The sequence below is a fragment of the Dyadobacter linearis genome (assembly GCF_907165045.1).
Classification (GTDB): domain Bacteria; phylum Bacteroidota; class Bacteroidia; order Cytophagales; family Spirosomataceae; genus Dyadobacter; species Dyadobacter linearis.
Window position 1 is genome coordinate 1,106,261 of record NZ_CAJRAU010000001.1, and the last position, 19,084, is coordinate 1,125,344.

Sequence of the window (19,084 nt, forward strand, 5' to 3'; positions counted from 1 at the left end):
TTGGAGGGAGAATTACTGATAGATAAATTCACCTTTTTCCAGATACTGAATGCTTCAAAATATTACCCTTGCCGCAAGTATCATCCTGTTTTTTGGCTCGGCTCTGGCCGGGCTTTCGTCTCGAGACAACAGACAATCACATTCAAACCAGGACCCGTGGAAGGCCCCGGCCTGGGCGGATACCCTCAAAAGTCCGCACCATGAAGAGCCGCTGACACTCGCGCAGGGGGAAGAACTTTTTACACTATACTGCGCCTCCTGCCACGGGGATGAAGGCTATGGCGACGGCGCAGCGGGAGGAGCTTTGGGGCAGAAACCTGCGAATTTTCACGATACCCTGGTTAAAAGTCAGACCGACGGTGCCTTATTCTGGAAACTGTCTACCGGGCGGGGAAATATGCCGCCTTTCAAGGATGTGTTTGAAGATGAGCAGAAGTGGCAGCTCGTCGCGTATATTCGCCATTTGGGCAAAAAAGAATAAATCCTGAACCAGCACATAACATGTCAAATCGCTACCAATATGCACTCGCCGCCCTGCTTTCGCTCGGGGTAGCCGGGCAGACATTCTCTCAGTCGAAGGAGGTAACTACCAAAACGCCGGTCGCGCTTCGGGACGATATCACCATTGAGGAATACATGAAAGTAGAACCGGAAGCGGTGCGGATCATTCGCCACCCGAATACAGGTGAAATTTACTATACCACGTTTTTTGGGGATGTGATCAGGATTGTGGAGGTGAACGGAAAGCCTGAGGGCAGGAAGGTTTTTTCAGTGGAGGACCACGGTATCCCCCGGTTGCAGGGCGCTGCATTTAACGGAAACACCCTTTTTCTGGCTGGCAATGTGAGTGTAAATAATAACAAGGGAAATAAAGGCAGGATGGTGCGCTATGAAATGCAAAAGGACGCGGATAAACCGGAAATGACAGTTGTTTTTAATACAGTTGAGTATGGGGCTAATAAAACCACTTTCGATCACGGCTGGAATGCACTGGAAATCAGTCCTGATAAAAAATTCATTTACGTAAATACAGGAGCGAGAACCGATCATGGAGAAGTGCAGGATAACGGCGGCGAATATCCGAATGCACGGGATAATGCTTTGACAGCGAATATCTTTCGAATTCCGATCGCCTCAAAAGATCTGGTATTGACCACCGATGTTGCGGAAATGAAAAAGGCAGGCTACCTCTACGCCGAGGGAATACGGAATGCTTATGATATGGCTTTTGATGGAAAAGGAAATCTGTTCGCGGTATCCAATTCCGGCGATTACGACCACCCGGAAGATATGTTTTGGGTGCGGTCTGGACACCATTATGGATTTCCGTGGATCATGGGCGGCATTGAAAATCCGCAGCAGTTTGCTGACTATCAACCAGATCCCGAAAAAGATCCGTTCCTGAGCAAGTTCGCATTTGCCTGGCTCATGAAATATTTTCACAATGATCCTGAATTTCCAAAGAAACCGGAAGGTGTTCAGTTCACTCCGGCAGTTCAGAATACTGGCCCCGATGCCAATGAATACCGCGACCGGAAAACGGGCATTGTAATGGACGGAGACACGACAGGAGTAACTGTGGGCACTTTTAATGCACATTCATCGCCGCTGGGGCTGTTTTTTGACAATGATAAAACATTAGGCAAAGACCTCGCGGGTGACGGATTTGTGATCAGGTACACAGGCGGGCCGAGAAACGGTGTCGTTAATCCAAGTCCGCTGCGCAGGCAGGGGAAAGATCTGTTGCATCTGGAAATGAGCTATGACAAATCCGCCGACAACTACAAGACGAAAACTACCCGGATCGTCGACAATTTCACCTCTCCGACCGATGCATTGCTTGTCGGAAATACACTCTATGTGATTGAATACGGCGGAAAGCAGGGCGGTAACAAAGCAGGCGGCAGCATCTGGAAAATCACACTTCCGGCCAGCGAGAAAATCGCAAAAAAGAGCAAGAAAAAAAGATCCTAAGACAGCTTATTTATAAACCAATTCAGACCATTATGAAAACCGAAAGACGATCACTTATCAAGAAACTTTTCGCGTCCGTAGCAGGAATAGCCGGCATTGGAGCAGCCTCCAAAGTGCAGGCCGAAGCTGCGCCCGAAAAAGAAGTCGGCAGTGTCGAAATGTATCAGGATGTGCCCTTGTTTTCGGGCCATACCAAATTCAATAACCTGGTTTTTGTTGCCGGAAAAGGTGCTCACTTCGAAGGAGATATTACTGCCCACACCAAACACGTGCTCGACGAACTCGAAAAAGAGCTGATCAAGGCGGGTTCTTCTATGGAAAAAGTGCTCAAATGCAGTGTATTCCTGCATGATCTGAATGATTACAAACTGATGAACGAAGCCTATAAGGGGCGTTTTGGCAGCAAACCGCCCTGCCGCACAACAGTAGCAGTTTATGGCGGCGTACCAGGCGACTCGCTGGTGGAAATCGATTGCATTGCGTATGTATAAGCGTATTGTCTAACTGAGCGCAGCCAAAGTGCATGTACTTCGACTGCGCTCAGTTAGACAAGCAATAGCTTAATCAGACAAATAAATAGTAATTAAATATTCTGGGATAATGCAATTTGCCGGTAGATTATTCTAGGTAATAAAATAAAGTCTTTCATATATTTTACATTATTATCAATTACCAGTTTATTTGTTGTCTTACCTGACAAGATTTGAACAAAAGACAACGCATCGCTGAGGAGAATACTGTTCTTCTGAACCTCTGGCAGCAATCCCAGGCGGGGGATAGTCTTGCGTTCTGCCAGCTAGCCGACAAACAGTACCGCACGCTTTTCAACTACGCCACTAATTTCACTTCCGACAAAGAGTTCATCAAGGATTCCATTCAGGATTTGCTGATCCATATCTGGGAGAAAAGAAATAATATACAGATCCAGTTTGTGACGATTTATTTCCTCCGGGCTTTGCGAAACCAGCTGATGCAGGAGTTCAGGAGAAACAATAATGCACTTCCGCAACTGGATATTGAAGAAGCAGGTGAGCTGTCTGATTACCAGACCATTGAGACAGAAATCGAGCAACATGAAGTTTTTACGGAAAACCAGGTAAAAGTCCGCACGGCTTTGGACGACCTGCCGCGCCGCCAGAAAGAAGCGATATTCCTGAAATACTACGAAGGAATGGACAACGAACAAATCGCCGACCTGATGCAGGTAAACAGGCAATCGGTTGCAAATCTGTTGTTTAAGGCGATCAATTCATTGAAAGTCCAAATGCAGCTGATAAGTCAGGCGCTCGTTCTGGCTTACCTTTATTTTAAATAAAATTTATAGCTATTCCTTCACGATCGTGCGGCTCTCTTTCGTACCGTCTGCCATTCCGATTTGCAGAATATATTTGCCTGACGGCAGGCCCTCTATATTGATCTTCGCATTAGCTTTTTCAAACTTTGAAACCAGCTTACCGGCCAGATCAAAAACGCGGACATTTGCTATACCCACGTCGCCTAAAAGCAGTTGAATCTCACCAGTCGGCCCTATTGGATTCGGATAAGCGGCTAGTTCTGACGCCCTGTCAAATGCAAGCGAACGAATTTGGCTGTAAGCAAAAGTCGAATCACCGTCGACCATTTTGAGCCGGTAGTAAACGTGCTTTGCGGTAATATTCTGATCTGCATACTGGTACTGCGCCGGTTCATCCGGAATGTTCTCAGCCTGAACCTTACCAATGTAAAACCAGTCTTTTCCGGTGTTACTTCTTTCGATTTCGAAATGGCTGCTGTTTGTTTCGCTCTCTGTTTTCCATTCTAGCAAAGCTGTTTTTCCCTCCGCATTCACGGTAAAAGTTTTGAGCCGGACCGGAAGAGGTATACGCGGATCTGTGGCTGCAAATAACTCTGAGAATTCCTCAAACATCCCGCTCGCAAGTAACGTGGTTCTCGGGACGAATGTGCCGTTTGCGAGCGTAGCGTATAATATTTTAGGGTTTCCAATATAATGTGCAAACACTTCCAGGTCGGCGACGGTGGTAAGCAAAAAGTCGTTTTCCCATACATCGCTTGCTAATACATCTGCCTCAGCCAGATTCAGTTCGGTTGGCGTTTCGGGATCTGCGGTAACATCTTTACAATCGGCCACGAAAATACCTACCGAGTGGGTACTGCTGATATCCCTCCGCCCCGGGTATGTACGCACACAAGTGATTTGATATAATCCCACGCTCTCAGCCCGAAAAGTAATTTGATCACCGGTAGTTGTAAAGTGCTGGTCGCCTGGCGCGACAGTCCAATTGTGAATATACAGTCCATTAGAAGGAGAAGCGAGGGATACATTAACAAATGCAGTGTTGTCTTCGGTAGTCCTTTTCTTGTCGAACGGGTGGCAAACAGGGTAAGTCATTATTGTAGGAACCGGTGGCACTGGAAGCGCCGGGCAAGCGGCTATGCCAGTAAGGAGGTTTTCGGCTTCGCCAATTAACCCCCACTCGATATCGTCTGCCTCAACATGCTCAGTGTTTTCATTATTTCCATATATAGCCGCAAATGGAGTTTTCCGATTAACAGTTTGCGCATTTACAGCTGTCACATTCAGCAGCTCGCGATCTGCTTGCGTCACTCGGGGCCCAGTATAATCAATGGCACTAAATGTAGGTACAAAGCAGAATTCAAATTCCTTTGTAGAATTGAACAATTTGTTCGGAACTGGTGCATTCGTTCTACCGCCAGGAAGAAAATCGTCGTTTAAAGGACTGTTATATTTTCGGTTAATACCGATTGCTTTTGAAAATATACCCCAGCTTGCAAAACGAAGTACATTGGTGTTTTGGCCGGGATGGCTGGTATGTATGTCGATGTTGGTATTCTGTAAACCAAACGGTGTCCAGCTTCGCAATATCCTGCTGCCGTACTGATAATCGTTAAATAATGTTAGATCGCCCGCATCCATACTACCGTGTGTCACTGCAATGTTGCGGCAGTTCTGAGGATAACCGCCATTGCCAAGCGCTACCAGTTGAGTCCGGAACAGATCAAACTCCGGATGCTTGCCACCAATATTTGGAGCGTCGGTCTGGTGCATCAATAGCTGCAAAGCTGCGGGCGTTGACATTGCCAGATAATAGTTTCGCCAGCCTTTCGCGAAAAATTTGAGGATCACTTTGGTGAGTAGTGTGGGACTTGCTGCGTGCATCAGTTGCGTGAGTCCGACCGGGACGTTCGCTCCCTGGTGCGGCGTATCGTAACAAAGCATCAGCTTAACCTGATGAGCCAGCCCTTCGTTTTCCATTTGTCTGAGTGCCCATCGCGCAACCAGACCACTCATACTTTCGCCGATCACCACAGATTGGGCTGAACCCGTTTTCATCGTGTTAACCTGTTGGATCAATGCTTTTAGCACCTGCGCATTGTTTTGTATCGCTGCGCGGCCGTCGGAGTAATCCAAAAATACCAGATCATAACCCTCCGCTAAGTATCGATTAAATCTGGTTCTGTATTTGGCTTCCAGGAAATCCAAAAAGATATCCTGCCCCATATCAAACCCCTCGGCAATGATGATCGGTTTGTTCAATATCTGGTCACAGCCCAGCAGAATCCTGACGTTTCCGCCTACCAATGCAGTTCTGGCTGATCGGTCATTGTCCGCAGTATCCTGATAGATTTTGTTGGCCGTGATCTGAAACTCTGCAAATGGCTTGATTCGCTCCATTTGAAGGACATTCACTTTGGTTTCAAAGCGGTAAGTAATGCGGCCAGTCGTCAGCCGGATATGGATCAAGTGCTCGCCCTCTGTTTCAAAACGATGTGGTATCAGCTGCTCTGAAAGCGTAAAACTTCGGTACCCTTTTCCATTCCCAAAATCAATTTCGACCGTTTTCACCTGATCAGTTTGATTTGAGAAATAGAAACCCGGACTCAGTTTAAAAATCACATCTGCCTGATAGAGATCTTCCTTTAACACCGAAGCTGACACGATTCTCACCCTTTCGTATTTCACGAAGTCAGCTTTATTACCTGCCTTTTTTTGGGCTTCATTTTCTGTAATCTCAGTACCGGTCAGGTATATACCTTCCAGATTCATGATACCGATTGGTACCGTATCGTTTTTGGTGATTTTCGCCGGATCGGTCTCCATCCATTTCTCAAAGTCCGCCAACTTCTCCCCGTTTGGTCTGAAATCCGCGTCCATTAATCTTTCATACAGATTTTGCCATTCAGCTGATGTGACCCGCTCGGGATCTGGTATTGGGCTTTTTGCCAAATTTCTGTAATGATTGACTTCATGCTGATCTGTGATTGCAGCATTGAGAAAAAGAGTTTTGCCCAGACCCGTCAAGTCCAGTGCATTGAGCTTTGCATCCCTTTGCTGAATATAATCCTGGGCTGAAACGGTTGAAAGAACACAAAGAAGGAGCAGGAGGAAAAGACATAGTTTTCCTCTACCGCATTTTAAGAAATGCATCATGGCAAGTGCGTTAAAATTGAAAATGAACTATTTAGGTATTAGCTGAAAATCGTATTTCGTTTTGTCACCAATGGAAGCTTTACAGCAATTATTTGTGAGCTGATCATTTTTAGAAGTCTTCTTGCCTTGGTAATTCCTCTCATATTTGGGGTTGTCGTATGAACCAAAAGGTACAACTACGTTTGCTGAGCCGTATTTCCTTGGAACGTCTACTACCAATTCATAGCTACCATCTTCCACGGAGTAAACTTCTTTCAACCTCTCATATTTAAAACCGTCTACTCCTTTGATAGTAACCAAAATGCTATCAACCGGCTCGCCATTCTGATCGGTGATGGTTCCGTAAACTACTGTTGTACGATCCTGTGTAAGAAAGCATTGTGAGAGCAAAAAGCTTAGAGATAGGGCGGTGATAAGCAGCCAGATTCTCTTTCTCAAGTTTGTAGTCTGTGTATTCATATTTAAATTATCTGGGTATCAATTGAAAATCGTATTTGGTCTTATCGCCGATTGTCGCTATACAGCAATCGTTAGTCGGCTTATCATTTTTTACTGCCAATTTATCTTTATAGTATTTCTGAAATTTGGGATTGACATAGGAGCCGAAGGGAATAATTACGTCTACGGAGCTATATTTTCTTGGCACCTCTAGTACCAATTCGTAGGTACCATTCTTTCCAGAGTACATTTCTTTTAACGTCTCGTACCTAAAACCTTTAACTCCGTCAATCAACACCAAAATACTATCAACCGGCTCGCCATTCTGATCGGTAATTGTTCCGTATACTACGGTGGTACGATCCTGTGTAAGAAAACATTGTGAGAGCAAAAAGCTCAGGAAGAGGCAAGTGATCAGCAGGTACATTCTCTTCGCTGTGGTAGTAATCTGTGTATTCATATTCAATCATTTAGGTATCAATTGAAAATCATATTTAGTCTTCTCTCCGATAGAAGCCGAGCAGCAGTTATTGGTTGATTTGTCATTTTTTTTAACAAGAAGTTTTTTGTACGGCCTTTCGACTCCGACATTTTCAACTGGCGAGGTGTCAACTATGATATTTACAGATGAAAATTTCTTCGGCACCTCAACGAGTAATTCATAGCTACCAACATTATTAGGTGAAACCTGTTTCAACGTCTCGTACCTAAAACCTTTAACTCCGTCAATCGAAACCAAAATACTATCAACCGGCTCGCCATTCTGATCGGTGATGGTTCCGTAAACTACTGTGGTGCGGTCTGTGAAGACTCCGCAGCCTGATAAGCTGACTAAATTGATCAAGAATAGAATTCTATTGAAACGGGTCATAGTAAGAGCTTTTGGATGAAAATTTAAATCCGCTATTCACTTCTTTAAATAACTCAGTTAATTCTGACTCGCGCCTCAAATAGTTTCCCAATGGAGCGATCTGGTAATCCATCGGCTATACCTCCAAAAAAAATTTCACAAAAAAGAGTATTGCCCCAATCATTCTGCATCCTTATAGAAATTAGCCAAATTTTCATTTGCCGCTTATGCATAATTACCAAAATTATCTTCCGGAGGAACTTGCCGCGGATATGTCGTTCAGGAAGTGGGTTTTGTTCCATGATGCCAGCGCGACAGCCGCGTGGGCCAGGTGGCTTGAAGAAAATCCCGACAAGACGGAGCTGGTAGAAAAAGCAATAGCGCTGCTGGCTGCGACAGAAGCCACTTTTAACCAGATTTCAGATGAAGAAGTAGCCAATGAAATTTACCGCCTTTCACACGCGATCGGTGAAAAAGAAGCCCGAAAAACGACGGTTTGGCTGAAATTCCGTCCTAACTGGTACCACTTGGCTGCGTCCGTGATCGCATTGCTCTTTGTGGGCTGGTGGCTTAACAAGCAGAGTATCAACAGGCAGCAATCGGATCAGTACAAGGTGATTCTGAGCAAAATAGAAGAGCCTTTGGTGGAGCAATACAACTCGACGAACAAGGTAAAACTGGTCACGCTGGGAGACGGCAGTACGGTTTTGCTGCAACCCGACAGCCGCATTACCTACCCCGGAAAGTTTGAAGGAAAGAAAAGAGAAGTGTTCCTGGTCGGCGAGGCGTTTTTTGAAGTGGCTAAAAATCCGAACAAACCCTTCTATGTATACGCACACACGCTGGCGACGAAAGTGTTAGGTACCAGCTTCAAGGTAAGGGCATTTGAAAATGACAAAGAAGTGAAGGTAGTTGTGAAAACAGGTAAGGTTTCTGTGTTCCCGATGACGAAAGAGGCGCTGGCAAGTCAGCATGCGGATGAGAAGCTGGCGGGAATGATACTGACGCCCAACCAGCAGATCGTCTTCGCAGCCAAGGAGTTACGACTGACCCGGAGCCTGGTACCTGATCCAAAGCTGCTTGAACTGCCTATTCAGCGGCAATCGTTTGATTTTAAAGCAACTCCTGTCTCGGAAGTATTCGCAACACTGGAAAAGTCTTACGGAGTGAAGATCATTTTCGATGCGGAAGTAATGCACAACTGCTACCTCACCGCCTCCCTTTCCGACGAGCCGCTATTTGAAAAAATGACCCTGATCTGCAAAACGCTCGGAGCAGAATACGAGCAGATGGATGCGAGCATTATCATCAGCAGCAAAGGCTGTTACTGACCATTTTTAACAAACTCCTATATGCCAAAAACCGTACAATTTCATCATGCTTTACAGAAAATCATGCGCATTACGCTGTATCAAGCCCTACTTTCCATCGCAGTCGGCGCGCTTGTGCACGCCAACGACGTGCGCGGACAACGAATACTGGAACAAAAAGTGACGCTACGGCTATCCAACTCGGATATTGACAAGACATTGGAGAAGATCGAGCAAGTGGCGAAGGTGAAGTTCATGTACAATCCGCAGATCTTCAATGACCAGAAAAGCAACTTCAAATTTCAGCAGGAGGCACTTTCGGAAGTGCTAACCCAGATCCTGGCACCTCACCACGTGGTGTACGAAGTGGTGCAGGACCGCATTATCCTGAAACGCGAGCAGGCTGCACAAGGCGAAACGTCTGCTGAAAGTAAAGTTTCCCCAAAACGCAATCTGACCGGGAAAGTAACCGACGAGACCGGCGCTGGCCTGCCTGGTGTAAGTGTTCTGATAAAAGGCTCACAGCGAGGTACTTCGTCGGACGCTGAGGGAAATTTCACAATCGATATTCCTGACGCAGAACTTGCTTCTTCGGTGTTGATTTTCAGCTTCGTAGGTTATACTTCGCAGGAAGTGGCTGTTGGCAACCAGACTACTGTTAATGTGCAGCTGCAACCGGAAGCAAAAGCGCTTAATGAGGTGGTGGTCACCGCTTTGGGTATTGCAAAAGAGAAAAAGGCATTGGCTTACGCGGTTTCAGAAGTGAAAGGTTCGGAGTTCACCCAGGCGCGCGAAAACAATATCGGTAATGCATTGACAGGCAAGATCGCCGGTGTGAATGCATCAGGTATGGCGACCGGCCCGGGCGGATCGAGCCGCATTGTGATCCGCGGAAACGGTTCATTGAATGGAAATAACCAGCCTCTGTACGTGATCAACGGAATGCCTATGGATAATTCTACCCCGGGTGGAACTACTGCGGATGGAAATGGAATGAACGTCGACCGCGGTGACGGGATCGGTGGTATTAACCCCGACGATATCGAGTCAATCAGCGTGCTGAAAGGTGGACCGGCGGCGGCACTTTACGGCGCCCGTGCTTCCAACGGAGTGATTTTGATCACCACTAAAAAAGGCCGCGCGCAAAAGGGAATCGGTGTGGAGATCAACAGTAATACCACATTTGAAACGCTTGCTGTTATTCCCGACTGGCAGTATGAATATGGGCAGGGTGTGGACGGTGTGAAACCGACTACGGTGGAACAGGCTAAAAGCACGGGCCGCCTTTCGTACGGCGCAAAAATGGATGGCCAACCGACGATCCAGGTCGACGGGAAAATGCACCCCTATTCTCCGCAAAAAGACAACCTGAAAAATTTCTATAATACGGGTACCAACTACATCAACTCCGTTGCATTGACTGGCGGTACGGAAACTGTAAACTTCCGCTTGGGTTTGAATAATACGAAATCCAATAGTGTGGTGCCGAATTCTTCGTTTGTCCGCCGCATCGCGAATTTGAACCTGAATGCTTTTTTGGGCAAAAAACTGAGTGTCGAAACTGTTTTCCAATACAACCTGGAACAAGGTACCAACCGTCCGAAAGTAGGTTATGCAGATATGAACCCGCATTGGGCTACTTACCTGGTTGCCAACACAGTAGATATCCGCAGCCTTTCGCCTGGATTCGATCCGGTGACCGGCAAAGAAATGGAATGGAATCCGGTACCAGCTGCTCCAAACCCTTATTTTGTGATTAATAAATTCAAAAACGACGATACGAAACACCGCTTTTTAAGTCAGGGAAGCCTTCGTTATGATATTCTTGAAAACCTGTACGTAAAAGGAAGTGTGAGCCAGGATTTTTACAGCTTTACTTCTGAATATGTGCAGCCTACCAACAATGCATTCTTTCCGCGTGGAAGTTATGAAGGAAGAAAAACAAGTTCTTCTGAAACCAACGGAATGCTGACTGTTAACTACAACAAGGAGTGGGAAAATGTAAGCTTTTCGGCGATGGCCGGCGCGAATGCACAGCGCAGCATTTTTGACGAAACGATCATTTTAGGCAGCGAATTTACGATCCCTGAATTTTACAGCTACACCAATTTAGCTGCCATGACCACCACGCCGAGGTACCTGAAAAGTGCGATCAACTCGCTCTTCGGATCGGTTGACTTCGGCTACAAAGGGTTGGCTTACTTAACTGTTTCCGGCCGCCAGGATTGGTTTTCAGTCTTGAATCCAAAAAGCAATACTATTTTTTACCCGTCCATCGGTGGCTCGCTGATCCTTTCGGAAGCGATGGATCTGCCTTCGGCGATCAGTTTTGCAAAGCTGCGCGGTTCGTGGGCGCAAGTTGGCGGCGCAACGGTGAATGCTTATCAGATTTACCAATATTACAATATGCAGCAAGGCGGACATAACGGTCGTCCCGTGCAGGGACTAGCTTCTTCGGAAGTGCCGAATCCCGACTTGAAACCTTTGACCTCGACTACTTACGAAGGAGGTTTGGAAGCCAAATTCCTGAACAACCGGATAGGTCTGGACATCACTTTATATAACCGCAAAACAACTGATGACATCGTGACGACCAACATCGCATTGTCGTCGGGCTACACTTCTGCATTGTTGAATGTGGGTGAGCTGAGTAATAAAGGGGTGGAGTTATTGATAACAGGAACGCCGGTCCAGAAAACGAATTTTGGATGGGATGTGAGCTATAATATGGCTTACAACCGAAGCAAGATCGAGCAGCTGGCAGAAGGGATCAATGCATTGGACATTGCTACCGGCGTAGGTGGTGGCGTGGTCCGCAATGCTGTAAACCGACCTTACGGAACGGTTTGGGGGTACCGGAAGAAAACTGATGCGGGTGGAAATGTGATATTCAACCCGGCCAGCGGCTATGCAGTACGCGGTGACCTGGAAGAGATCGGACAAGGTACGCCTCCTTTGACAATGGGTATTACCAACAATTTTCGCTACAAAAATTTGTCACTGAATGTATTGCTGGACGGTAAGTTCGGAAGTATTGTGTACTCCAACCTTTACCAATATGCCTACCGTTTTGGTTTGCCGAAAGAAACGTTGCCAGGCCGAGATACAGGCGTAACTGTGGAAGGTGTGACACCGGAAGGCGCCCCTTTTAGCAAAACCTGGGAGAAAAAGGATGTGGATACTTACTACGACAACGACAAGAATTACACGGCGATGTTTATGTTCAACAACGATTTCATCAAGCTTCGTCAGGTTGTGCTGAGTTACAATATCCCGGTTAACAAGCTGGCTTTCCTCAAACTGCAATCGGCTTCGGTATCATTCGTTGCGCGTAACCTTGCTATTCTTTTCAAGGATAAAAAGCAAAACTACTTCGATCCTGAATCGAGCTATACGAGTACTAATGCGCAGGGTCTGGAAGCATTTGGTGTGCCGAGAACCCGTAGTATGGGCGTGAACCTGATGGTGAAATTTTAAAACATGAACTGTACGATGAAAAGTCTATTTCAAAAATTCATATATGCGGCCCCACTGGCCCTGATGGTTTCCTCTTGCGATAATGGTTTCGAGGAAATGAACGTCGACCCGAACAAATACGCCCAGGTTGTTCCCGAATATCTGTTCACGAGAGCCCAGCTGGACGGTGTCGCGACTAACTTTACCGGCGCCGCCTACCTCACGATCGGACAATCGATGCAGCATTTCGCCACATATAAAGAGGTGCCTGCTGCGGGGGATAAGTACTTCAATTTCAACTATTCGCAAGCGAGCTGGAATGCCTACGCCGGTACTGCGCAAGGTGCAGGCGCGGTGATTTCGATCAACCAGATCATCGATGCGGTGCAGGATCATCCTTTGGCTGTCAACAAGCTTTCGGCGGCAAGGATTTGGAGAGCCTACATTTTCCACCGCCTTACTGACCTTTACGGTGATATTCCCTATTTCGAATCCGGCCGGGCTTTATCAGAAAAAAACTACGGCCCGAAATATGATACCCAGCAAGCGATTTATGCGGATATGCTGAAAGAGCTGGAAGAATCCATTGCCGCATTCGACGCTTCCCAGGCCAATTTTGCAAATGCCGACCTGATTTACGCGGGCAATATCACGCAATGGAAAAAATTCGCCTACTCGCTGATGCTGCGTCTTGGAATGCGTCTGACAGAAGTCGATAATGCATTGGCTAAAACGTGGGTTGAAAAAGCGATCGCAGGTGGTGTTATACTCGAAGATGCGGACCGTGCGGTAATAGCTTATGTAGATGGTTCACAAACACTTAGCCGCAATTTTATCGCGAACGGTTTAATGGCAACCGACTATATTACCCCGGGCGGCGATAATGTGGAAGGCGGGAAATTGGCGAAAACGCTGATCGATCATTTGAAAACCACCAAAGATCCCCGCCTGAATGTGGTATCTGTTGTATGGAAACCGGAAGGATCGACTTTTGTGGCTGACACTTCTACTGCGGCGCAAAAGGGTATGCCGAATGCTGCATTCAATAGTCGCCCTGCTGATTTCAATGAATATTCGGAGCCCAATCCGGCCACGGTACTCAGGTATGCTTCGCCGCTGATCGTTTTCGGAAATGCTGAAACAAATCTTTTGCTGGCAGAAGCGGCGGTTCGTGGCTGGTATACCGGAAGTACGGCAGCAGTTGCGTATAATAATGCGGTGAGAGCGGGCCTGCGCCAGTGGTCACTTTTTGGTCCGGCAGGTACCATTTCAGAAGCAAAAATCAATGCATATCTGACCGCAAATCCTTACAGATCAACCGGTACCGTGGAACAGCAAATCGAGCAGATCGCTACGCAGAAGTGGGTTGCATTGTTTTTGGAAGATGAATATGAAATTTTTTCCAACTGGCGCCGAACCGGCTATCCTAAACTCACTCCTACCAATTATCCCGGAAATTTGACGGGCGGAAAAATACCTACGCGCTTTGTAATTCCTGATTCGGAAGAGCAATACAACCGTGTCAATTTTATGGACGCACGCGACCGGCAGGGCGGGACAAATACGCTTTCCAGTCTGGTTTGGTGGGATAAGTAAGTTTATACCTATTTTTATCCACCCAAAAACCTGATCAACCATTTTCCATTTATGAAATTTAAACTTCTGAGCTTAGCCGCAATTGCTCTTTCTGCGCTCACGTTTACAAATGCCGCCGAGGCGCAGACGATATCCAAGGACGAACTGATCTTCCTTACCTCCGAATGGAAGGGCGAAAGGTTTCCCGACGGTCGCCCGAAAGTGCCGGACGATCTGATCAGGCGGGTAAAAGAAATCGCAATTGAAGAAGCTTGGGTGGTTTTGCAGAATGAAGGATATAATTGCCAGTTTGACGGTAACTGGAAGATGATCCACCAGGATGTACCCATCGCGGGCCGCGCACTTACGGCTCAGTTTATGCCGTCGCGGCCCGATGTGGAGAAGAGTATTAAAGAAAGAGGCGCAAAAGACGGGCGTATCGGCAACACCAATTCGTGGCCGATCGACCAGCTATCAAAGGGTGATGTATATGTCGCAGATGGTTTTGGCAAGATCGCGCAGGGCACTTTGATCGGCGACAATCTGGGTAATTCTATTTTTGCCAAATCGGGCAACGGCGTCATTTTCGACGCTTCTTCGCGCGATCTGGAAGGACTTTCCAAGATTGAAGGATTCAATGCATTTGTAAGAGACTGGGATCCCTCCTATCTGAAAGACGTTTTTCTCTCTGGCCTGAATACGCCGATCCGCATCGGCCGCGCGATCGTGCTGCCCGGCGATCTGGTCCTTGCGAAGCGTGAAGGCGTAATATTCATCCCCGCACATCTGGCCGAAAAAGTAATCGTCACCGCCGAGTTCATCGCATTGCGCGATAAGTTTGGTATTAAAATGCTGAAAGAAGGCAAATACACCCCCGGCCAGATCGACAGCCAATGGTCTGACACCCTAAAAAGCGACTTCATGAAATGGCTTGACAAAAACCCGGGCGAGATCCCGATGAAACGGTCCGAGCTGGATGAATATATGAAGAAGAGGACTTGGTAGGGTTGGTGATTTATACGAATCAGTCCTCCTCGATCAGCAACTGCATAAATACAACGTCGAGCCACTGGTCGAATTTGAAGGCTATCTCTTTGAGGTAGCCTTTTTCGACAAAACCATATTTCTTGTGGAATTCGATGCTGCCGCGGTTTGCAGCGTCAATTACGCCGATCATTGTGTGGACACCGGATTCTTTCGCGCGCTGGATTAGACTTCCCAGTAGTTTCCCTCCTACCCCCATTCCGCGGGACTTATCATCGAGATAAATGGAATGTTCTACACTGAATTTGTAGCCGATTTTCGGCCGGAATGTATTGTAAGATCCGTAGCCGATCACCTTACCTTCCATTTCTGCCACGACAACGGGCATTCCGTCGTTGAACATTTTCTCAAACCAGGCCTGTTGCTCGTCCATCGTCCTCGGTTCATAATCGTAAATGGCCGTAGTGTTTAAGATCGCGTGATTGATAATGTCCAGTAAAACGGGTAAATCCTTGGGGGCAGCACTTCTGATAATAAGATCCATCAAATAATACAGGTCGTTGTCAGGTTAATTGAATGCGTTAAAATAACGCTTTATTTATAAAAAATTAACCCGCTCCCGGTGATCGAAATCGGAACATTACCTGTTTTCTGGTGAAAAGGTCTAAAATTGCCTGACGAGCAAACAATAATATCAATATGTCAAAATTGGAAAGCGGCGAGCGTAAACGATATAGCAGACAGATACTTTTGCCAGAAATCGGTCTGACCGGACAGGAAAAATTGAAGGCGGCGCGGGTTTTGGTGGTTGGCGCGGGCGGCTTGGGCTGTCCGGTACTTCAATATATTACCGCAGCAGGAATCGGAGAGATCGGTATCATCGATCATGATGTGGTGGAAGTCACCAACCTGCACCGGCAAATCCTTTACAATTTGGGAGATGTGGGTAAAAGTAAGGCGATCACGGCTGCTGAGAAGCTTTCTGCGCTAAATGAATTTGTTAAAATCACGCCCTATCCTGTAAAGCTCACTGAGGAAAACGCAGCCGAAATCATCAGTAAATACGATCTGATCATCGATGGGTCGGACAATTTCGAAACGCGTTATCTGGTGAATGATATTTGTGTTGCATTGGGAAAACCCTGGGTATTTGGCTCTATTCTCAGATTTGAGGGGCAAGTTTCTGTTTTTAATTATGAAGACGGACCTACCTACCGTTGCCTTTTCCCCGACGCTGAGGAAGGTGATAACTGCGCCGAGGCGGGCGTGATCGGAATTTTGCCGGGAATGATCGGCACTTACATGGCGAATGAGGCTATTAAAATCGCTTGCGGGGTTGGTAAGGTACTATCCGGCGAACTGCTTGTGATCAACGCGCTTACCAATGCCACTTCCGTTTTCAAATTCAACAGAACGGTTACAACTTCGCCAGTACCTGCCGCAAAACCGCAGATCAAAGAAGCGGACACAGAGTTAGTGGAGATTTCGTGGGAAGAATATGAAAAAGTAAGTGAAACCGACCCGGAGCATATTCAACTGGTGGATGTGCGCGAAGATTATGAATATGAGGCAGATAACTTTGGCGGCGTCAATATACCCCTTTCAGAAATTCCCGACGTGATTTCTTCTTTTTCCCCTGATCAAAAAATCGTTTTTTACTGTCAAAGCGGAAAGCGCAGCAAGCAGGCCGCGCGGTTGCTGGCAAAAAGTGGTTTTTCGGGGGAGAGTTATTGGGCGGGCGGCTGGTGAATCCGCTAGCTACTACTATTTTTTTACATAACTCAACAAAATTCTAATTCATTTGAATGCATTCAATGAATTTAGCTAAATTGGTTGAACACATTCAATGAATTTAGCTAAATTTGTTGAATAGAGATTCCAATGTCAGCTAATATGTCATTCCACCGGGCAGTTTTTGATACGATCAACAGCAAGCTAAAATCGAACAAGGTAATCGTATTATCAGGTGCGAGGCGGGTTGGGAAAACGCATTTGCTTAACGAAATTCAAAGTCAATTTTCAGGGAAGTCGCTCTTCATGAATGGAGAAGACCTCGATTCTATCGCTATTCTTACTGACAGACGTGTTGCCGCTTTTCGAAGATGGGTAACGGATCTGGAATTATTGATTATTGATGAAGCACAAGTGGTACCTGAGATAGGCAAAACGCTCAAGCTCCTGATTGATTCCTTCCCTGCATTGACGATCATTGCCAGCGGCTCGTCCGCTTTTGAGCTTTCAAACCGCACAGGCGAGCCACTGGTAGGAAGACAGATAAGTTATCAATTGTTTCCGCTGGCACAGATGGAACTATCTGAGCAGGAAAGTTATCTTGAGACAAAACAACAATTGGAAAACCGGCTGGTATATGGATCCTATCCTGACGTATTAAAAATGACCGCGGAAGAGGACAAAAAGGATTATCTCAAGGAAATGGTGAATGCCTATTTACTAAAAGATATTCTGATGTTTGAACAGGTTAAGTATTCTCACAAAATGTTGCAGCTGCTGCAATTGATAGCTTACCAGACCGGCCAGGAAGTTTCGTACGAGGAGTTGTCAAAATCGCTGCAAATAGATCGGAATACAGTTGAGCGCTACCTTGATCTGTTTTCGAAAGTGTTCATTATTTTCAGGATTGGGGGATTTAGTAAAAATCTTAGGAAAGAAGTCACGAAATCGTCGAAATGGTTCTTTTTTGATAATGGGATCAGGAATGCACTGATCAACAATTTCCTGCCGCCTGCGCAACGTCAGGATACCGGGTTGATCTGGGAAAATTATCTGGCGGCCGAGCGAATGAAGTACAACTCTTATTCACGAAAAGACCCGTTTGTTTACTTCTGGCGCACATACGATCAGCAGGAACTAGATTGGCTGGAAGTCAGAAATGATCTATTGAGCGGCTATGAATTCAAATGGAACGATAGCAAGGTGAAATTTCCAAAAGCATTTGTTGAAGCCTATCCAGACGCAAAAACTAATTGGATCAACCGCGACAATTTTATCGATTTTGTGAACGGGGAGATTTAAAGATTAGATTTGCAAAAAGAAGCAAAGTATGATTTCTGATTTTGGTTACATATTACTTTTCATCATTTCCGGCCTGGTATTGCTGGGTGTAATGCTCCTTGTTGCAAAATTCCTCCGCCCCGACAATCCCAACGAGGAAAAGCTGAGTACCTACGAATCCGGCGAAGACCCGATGGGAAATGCGCAGATCCAGTTCAATATCCGGTTTTACATTGTAGCATTGATCTTCGTTTTGTTTGAGGTGGAGCTGCTTTTTCTTTTTCCCTGGGCGGTTGTTTTTGGCAATGAAGAGCTGATAGCGCAAACAAATGGGGCCTGGGGCTGGTTTGCAATGGCCGAAATGACCGTTTTCATCGGCATCCTGATCCTCGGCCTCGCCTACGCCTGGGCCAAAGGCTACCTCGACTGGGTACGCCCCAAACAACAAATCCCCGAAATCAAATCACCGGTACCAGCGGATATGTACAAGCAGGTGAACGATCGGTATGGTTCGAAGTGACAGTATTCAAACAAATCGAATACTTTTTTCTTATTGCCAGACTTCTGTGTAGTAAAATTTCACCGAGTCGGCTGCGCTTCCAATTTCTTTCACATAATCAGTCGCTTCTAATTTATGGGGAAGTCCAACGCGTACGTGAAGTTTGTAAAAGCGCTTTAAATCCGATCGATAAGTTACCAGTATTGTATTGAGGGCTTCATCGATGACAGGCTGGGTGTCCGCTGACCAGTTTTGGGTATTCACGAGCGAATCGTCTTGAAAAGTATAGTCAATATCCTGCTGTTCCCTGTTATCAATTTCAAGCATTTCGGAAGGTCTGCTCATTAATTTGCTATTTGTTTTAGCAGAGTCCAGTCGCCATTTACTACGTAATTTTGCCATAGTAGGTCCTCCCGGCCCCCACCCGTCATCGCACGAACAGATATGTACAAGGCAGCACGCGGTTGCAGAAGCGAATAAGAATTTTTTGAACATTTCCATATAGACAAAGGTCTGATTCCGGTGATTACATGCAG

17 protein-coding genes are annotated in these 19,084 nt (G+C 46.3%); 11 read left to right on the forward strand and 6 right to left on the reverse strand.

All coding sequences use genetic code 11. The annotated features are described in order from the left end of the window. Positions 1–49: 49 nt before the first annotated feature. From KOD92_RS04550 to KOD92_RS04565, 4 genes are all read left to right on the forward strand, one after another. Positions 50–481, forward strand: coding sequence for a c-type cytochrome (locus KOD92_RS04550; protein WP_215232312.1), 432 nt, complete (start codon positions 50–52; stop codon positions 479–481). Positions 482–501: 20 nt separating this feature from the next. Further along, positions 502–1,974, forward strand: coding sequence for a PQQ-dependent sugar dehydrogenase (locus tag KOD92_RS04555; RefSeq protein ID WP_215232313.1), 1,473 nt, complete (start codon positions 502–504; stop codon positions 1,972–1,974). 32 nt (positions 1,975–2,006) lie between these two features. After that, positions 2,007–2,465 carry a RidA family protein gene (locus KOD92_RS04560; RefSeq protein ID WP_215232314.1) on the forward strand — a complete coding sequence of 153 codons (459 nt, stop codon included), beginning with the start codon at positions 2,007–2,009 and terminating at the stop codon, positions 2,463–2,465. Between the two features lie 212 nt (positions 2,466–2,677). After that, positions 2,678–3,289, forward strand: coding sequence for an RNA polymerase sigma factor (locus KOD92_RS04565; RefSeq protein ID WP_215232315.1), 612 nt, complete (start codon positions 2,678–2,680; stop codon positions 3,287–3,289). 9 nt (positions 3,290–3,298) lie between these two features. On the opposite strand, the gene KOD92_RS04570 is transcribed toward KOD92_RS04565, so the two are convergent. The 4 genes from KOD92_RS04570 to KOD92_RS04585 are packed head-to-tail and all read right to left on the reverse strand — an operon-like array spanning position 3,299 to position 7,733. Continuing rightward, positions 3,299–6,424, reverse strand: a complete 3,126-nt coding sequence (locus KOD92_RS04570) for a T9SS type A sorting domain-containing protein (RefSeq protein WP_229254519.1) — start codon at positions 6,422–6,424, stop codon at positions 3,299–3,301. Between the two features lie 27 nt (positions 6,425–6,451). Next, positions 6,452–6,862, reverse strand: coding sequence for a hypothetical protein (locus KOD92_RS04575; RefSeq protein WP_215232316.1), 411 nt, complete (start codon positions 6,860–6,862; stop codon positions 6,452–6,454). A gap of 28 nt (positions 6,863–6,890) precedes the next feature. After that, positions 6,891–7,322 carry a hypothetical protein gene (locus KOD92_RS04580; RefSeq protein WP_215232317.1) on the reverse strand — a complete coding sequence of 144 codons (432 nt, stop codon included), beginning with the start codon at positions 7,320–7,322 and terminating at the stop codon, positions 6,891–6,893. 6 nt (positions 7,323–7,328) lie between these two features. Continuing rightward, positions 7,329–7,733: a hypothetical protein gene (locus tag KOD92_RS04585; protein WP_215232318.1), complete on the reverse strand. Its 405-nt coding sequence runs from the start codon at positions 7,731–7,733 to the stop codon at positions 7,329–7,331. A 206-nt stretch (positions 7,734–7,939) separates the two neighbouring features. Between KOD92_RS04585 and KOD92_RS04590 the strand changes: the two genes are divergently transcribed. The 4 genes from KOD92_RS04590 to KOD92_RS04605 are packed head-to-tail and all read left to right on the forward strand — an operon-like array spanning position 7,940 to position 15,058. Next, the gene (locus KOD92_RS04590) at positions 7,940–9,043 is read left to right on the forward strand and encodes a FecR family protein (protein ID WP_215232319.1); all 1,104 of its coding nucleotides are present in this window, start codon (positions 7,940–7,942) and stop codon (positions 9,041–9,043) included. Positions 9,044–9,064: 21 nt separating this feature from the next. Beyond that, positions 9,065–12,499, forward strand: a complete 3,435-nt coding sequence (locus KOD92_RS04595; RefSeq protein ID WP_215232320.1) for a SusC/RagA family TonB-linked outer membrane protein — start codon at positions 9,065–9,067, stop codon at positions 12,497–12,499. Positions 12,500–12,514: 15 nt separating this feature from the next. After that, complete coding sequence (locus tag KOD92_RS04600; RefSeq protein WP_215232321.1) at positions 12,515–14,074, forward strand: SusD/RagB family nutrient-binding outer membrane lipoprotein; 1,560 nt, start codon at positions 12,515–12,517, stop codon at positions 14,072–14,074. A 51-nt stretch (positions 14,075–14,125) separates the two neighbouring features. Continuing rightward, positions 14,126–15,058 carry an RraA family protein gene (locus KOD92_RS04605; RefSeq protein ID WP_215232322.1) on the forward strand — a complete coding sequence of 311 codons (933 nt, stop codon included), beginning with the start codon at positions 14,126–14,128 and terminating at the stop codon, positions 15,056–15,058. A gap of 19 nt (positions 15,059–15,077) precedes the next feature. Here KOD92_RS04605 and KOD92_RS04610 read toward each other — a convergent pair whose 3' ends face one another. Continuing rightward, positions 15,078–15,581 carry a GNAT family N-acetyltransferase gene (locus KOD92_RS04610; RefSeq protein WP_215232323.1) on the reverse strand — a complete coding sequence of 168 codons (504 nt, stop codon included), beginning with the start codon at positions 15,579–15,581 and terminating at the stop codon, positions 15,078–15,080. A gap of 155 nt (positions 15,582–15,736) precedes the next feature. Between KOD92_RS04610 and moeB the strand changes: the two genes are divergently transcribed. The 3 genes from moeB to KOD92_RS04625 all read left to right on the forward strand — a co-directional run bounded on the left by moeB (position 15,737) and on the right by KOD92_RS04625 (position 18,569). Next, positions 15,737–16,786 carry a HesA/MoeB/ThiF family protein gene (gene moeB, locus KOD92_RS04615; RefSeq protein WP_215232324.1) on the forward strand — a complete coding sequence of 350 codons (1,050 nt, stop codon included), beginning with the start codon at positions 15,737–15,739 and terminating at the stop codon, positions 16,784–16,786. A 132-nt stretch (positions 16,787–16,918) separates the two neighbouring features. After that, positions 16,919–18,070, forward strand: a complete 1,152-nt coding sequence (locus KOD92_RS04620; protein ID WP_229254520.1) for an ATP-binding protein — start codon at positions 16,919–16,921, stop codon at positions 18,068–18,070. 28 nt (positions 18,071–18,098) lie between these two features. Continuing rightward, on the forward strand, positions 18,099–18,569 hold the full coding sequence (locus KOD92_RS04625; RefSeq protein WP_215232325.1) for an NADH-quinone oxidoreductase subunit A: 471 nt from the start codon (positions 18,099–18,101) through the stop codon (positions 18,567–18,569). Positions 18,570–18,599: 30 nt separating this feature from the next. On the opposite strand, the gene KOD92_RS04630 is transcribed toward KOD92_RS04625, so the two are convergent. Continuing rightward, positions 18,600–18,893 carry a hypothetical protein gene (locus KOD92_RS04630; protein WP_215232326.1) on the reverse strand — a complete coding sequence of 98 codons (294 nt, stop codon included), beginning with the start codon at positions 18,891–18,893 and terminating at the stop codon, positions 18,600–18,602. Positions 18,894–19,084 lie beyond the last annotated feature (191 nt).

What these genes read in the sequence shown, in the direction of transcription:
- KOD92_RS04610 (WP_215232323.1), bottom strand. Translation starts at nt 15,581, where the DNA reads ATGGATCTTATTATCAGAAGTGCTGCCCCCAAGGATTTACCCGTTTTA.
- KOD92_RS04595 (WP_215232320.1), top strand. Translation starts at nt 9,065, where the DNA reads ATGCCAAAAACCGTACAATTTCATCATGCTTTACAGAAAATCATGCGC.
- KOD92_RS04590 (WP_215232319.1), top strand. Translation starts at nt 7,940, where the DNA reads ATGCATAATTACCAAAATTATCTTCCGGAGGAACTTGCCGCGGATATG.
- KOD92_RS04620 (WP_229254520.1), top strand. Translation starts at nt 16,919, where the DNA reads ATGTCAGCTAATATGTCATTCCACCGGGCAGTTTTTGATACGATCAAC.
- KOD92_RS04630 (WP_215232326.1), bottom strand. Translation starts at nt 18,893, where the DNA reads ATGAGCAGACCTTCCGAAATGCTTGAAATTGATAACAGGGAACAGCAG.
- KOD92_RS04625 (WP_215232325.1), top strand. Translation starts at nt 18,099, where the DNA reads ATGATTTCTGATTTTGGTTACATATTACTTTTCATCATTTCCGGCCTG.
- KOD92_RS04570 (WP_229254519.1), bottom strand. Translation starts at nt 6,424, where the DNA reads ATGATGCATTTCTTAAAATGCGGTAGAGGAAAACTATGTCTTTTCCTC.
- KOD92_RS04550 (WP_215232312.1), top strand. Translation starts at nt 50, where the DNA reads ATGCTTCAAAATATTACCCTTGCCGCAAGTATCATCCTGTTTTTTGGC.
- KOD92_RS04585 (WP_215232318.1), bottom strand. Translation starts at nt 7,733, where the DNA reads ATGACCCGTTTCAATAGAATTCTATTCTTGATCAATTTAGTCAGCTTA.
- KOD92_RS04605 (WP_215232322.1), top strand. Translation starts at nt 14,126, where the DNA reads ATGAAATTTAAACTTCTGAGCTTAGCCGCAATTGCTCTTTCTGCGCTC.
- KOD92_RS04580 (WP_215232317.1), bottom strand. Translation starts at nt 7,322, where the DNA reads ATGAATACACAGATTACTACCACAGCGAAGAGAATGTACCTGCTGATC.
- moeB (WP_215232324.1), top strand. Translation starts at nt 15,737, where the DNA reads ATGTCAAAATTGGAAAGCGGCGAGCGTAAACGATATAGCAGACAGATA.
- KOD92_RS04560 (WP_215232314.1), top strand. Translation starts at nt 2,007, where the DNA reads ATGAAAACCGAAAGACGATCACTTATCAAGAAACTTTTCGCGTCCGTA.
- KOD92_RS04600 (WP_215232321.1), top strand. Translation starts at nt 12,515, where the DNA reads ATGAAAAGTCTATTTCAAAAATTCATATATGCGGCCCCACTGGCCCTG.
- KOD92_RS04555 (WP_215232313.1), top strand. Translation starts at nt 502, where the DNA reads ATGTCAAATCGCTACCAATATGCACTCGCCGCCCTGCTTTCGCTCGGG.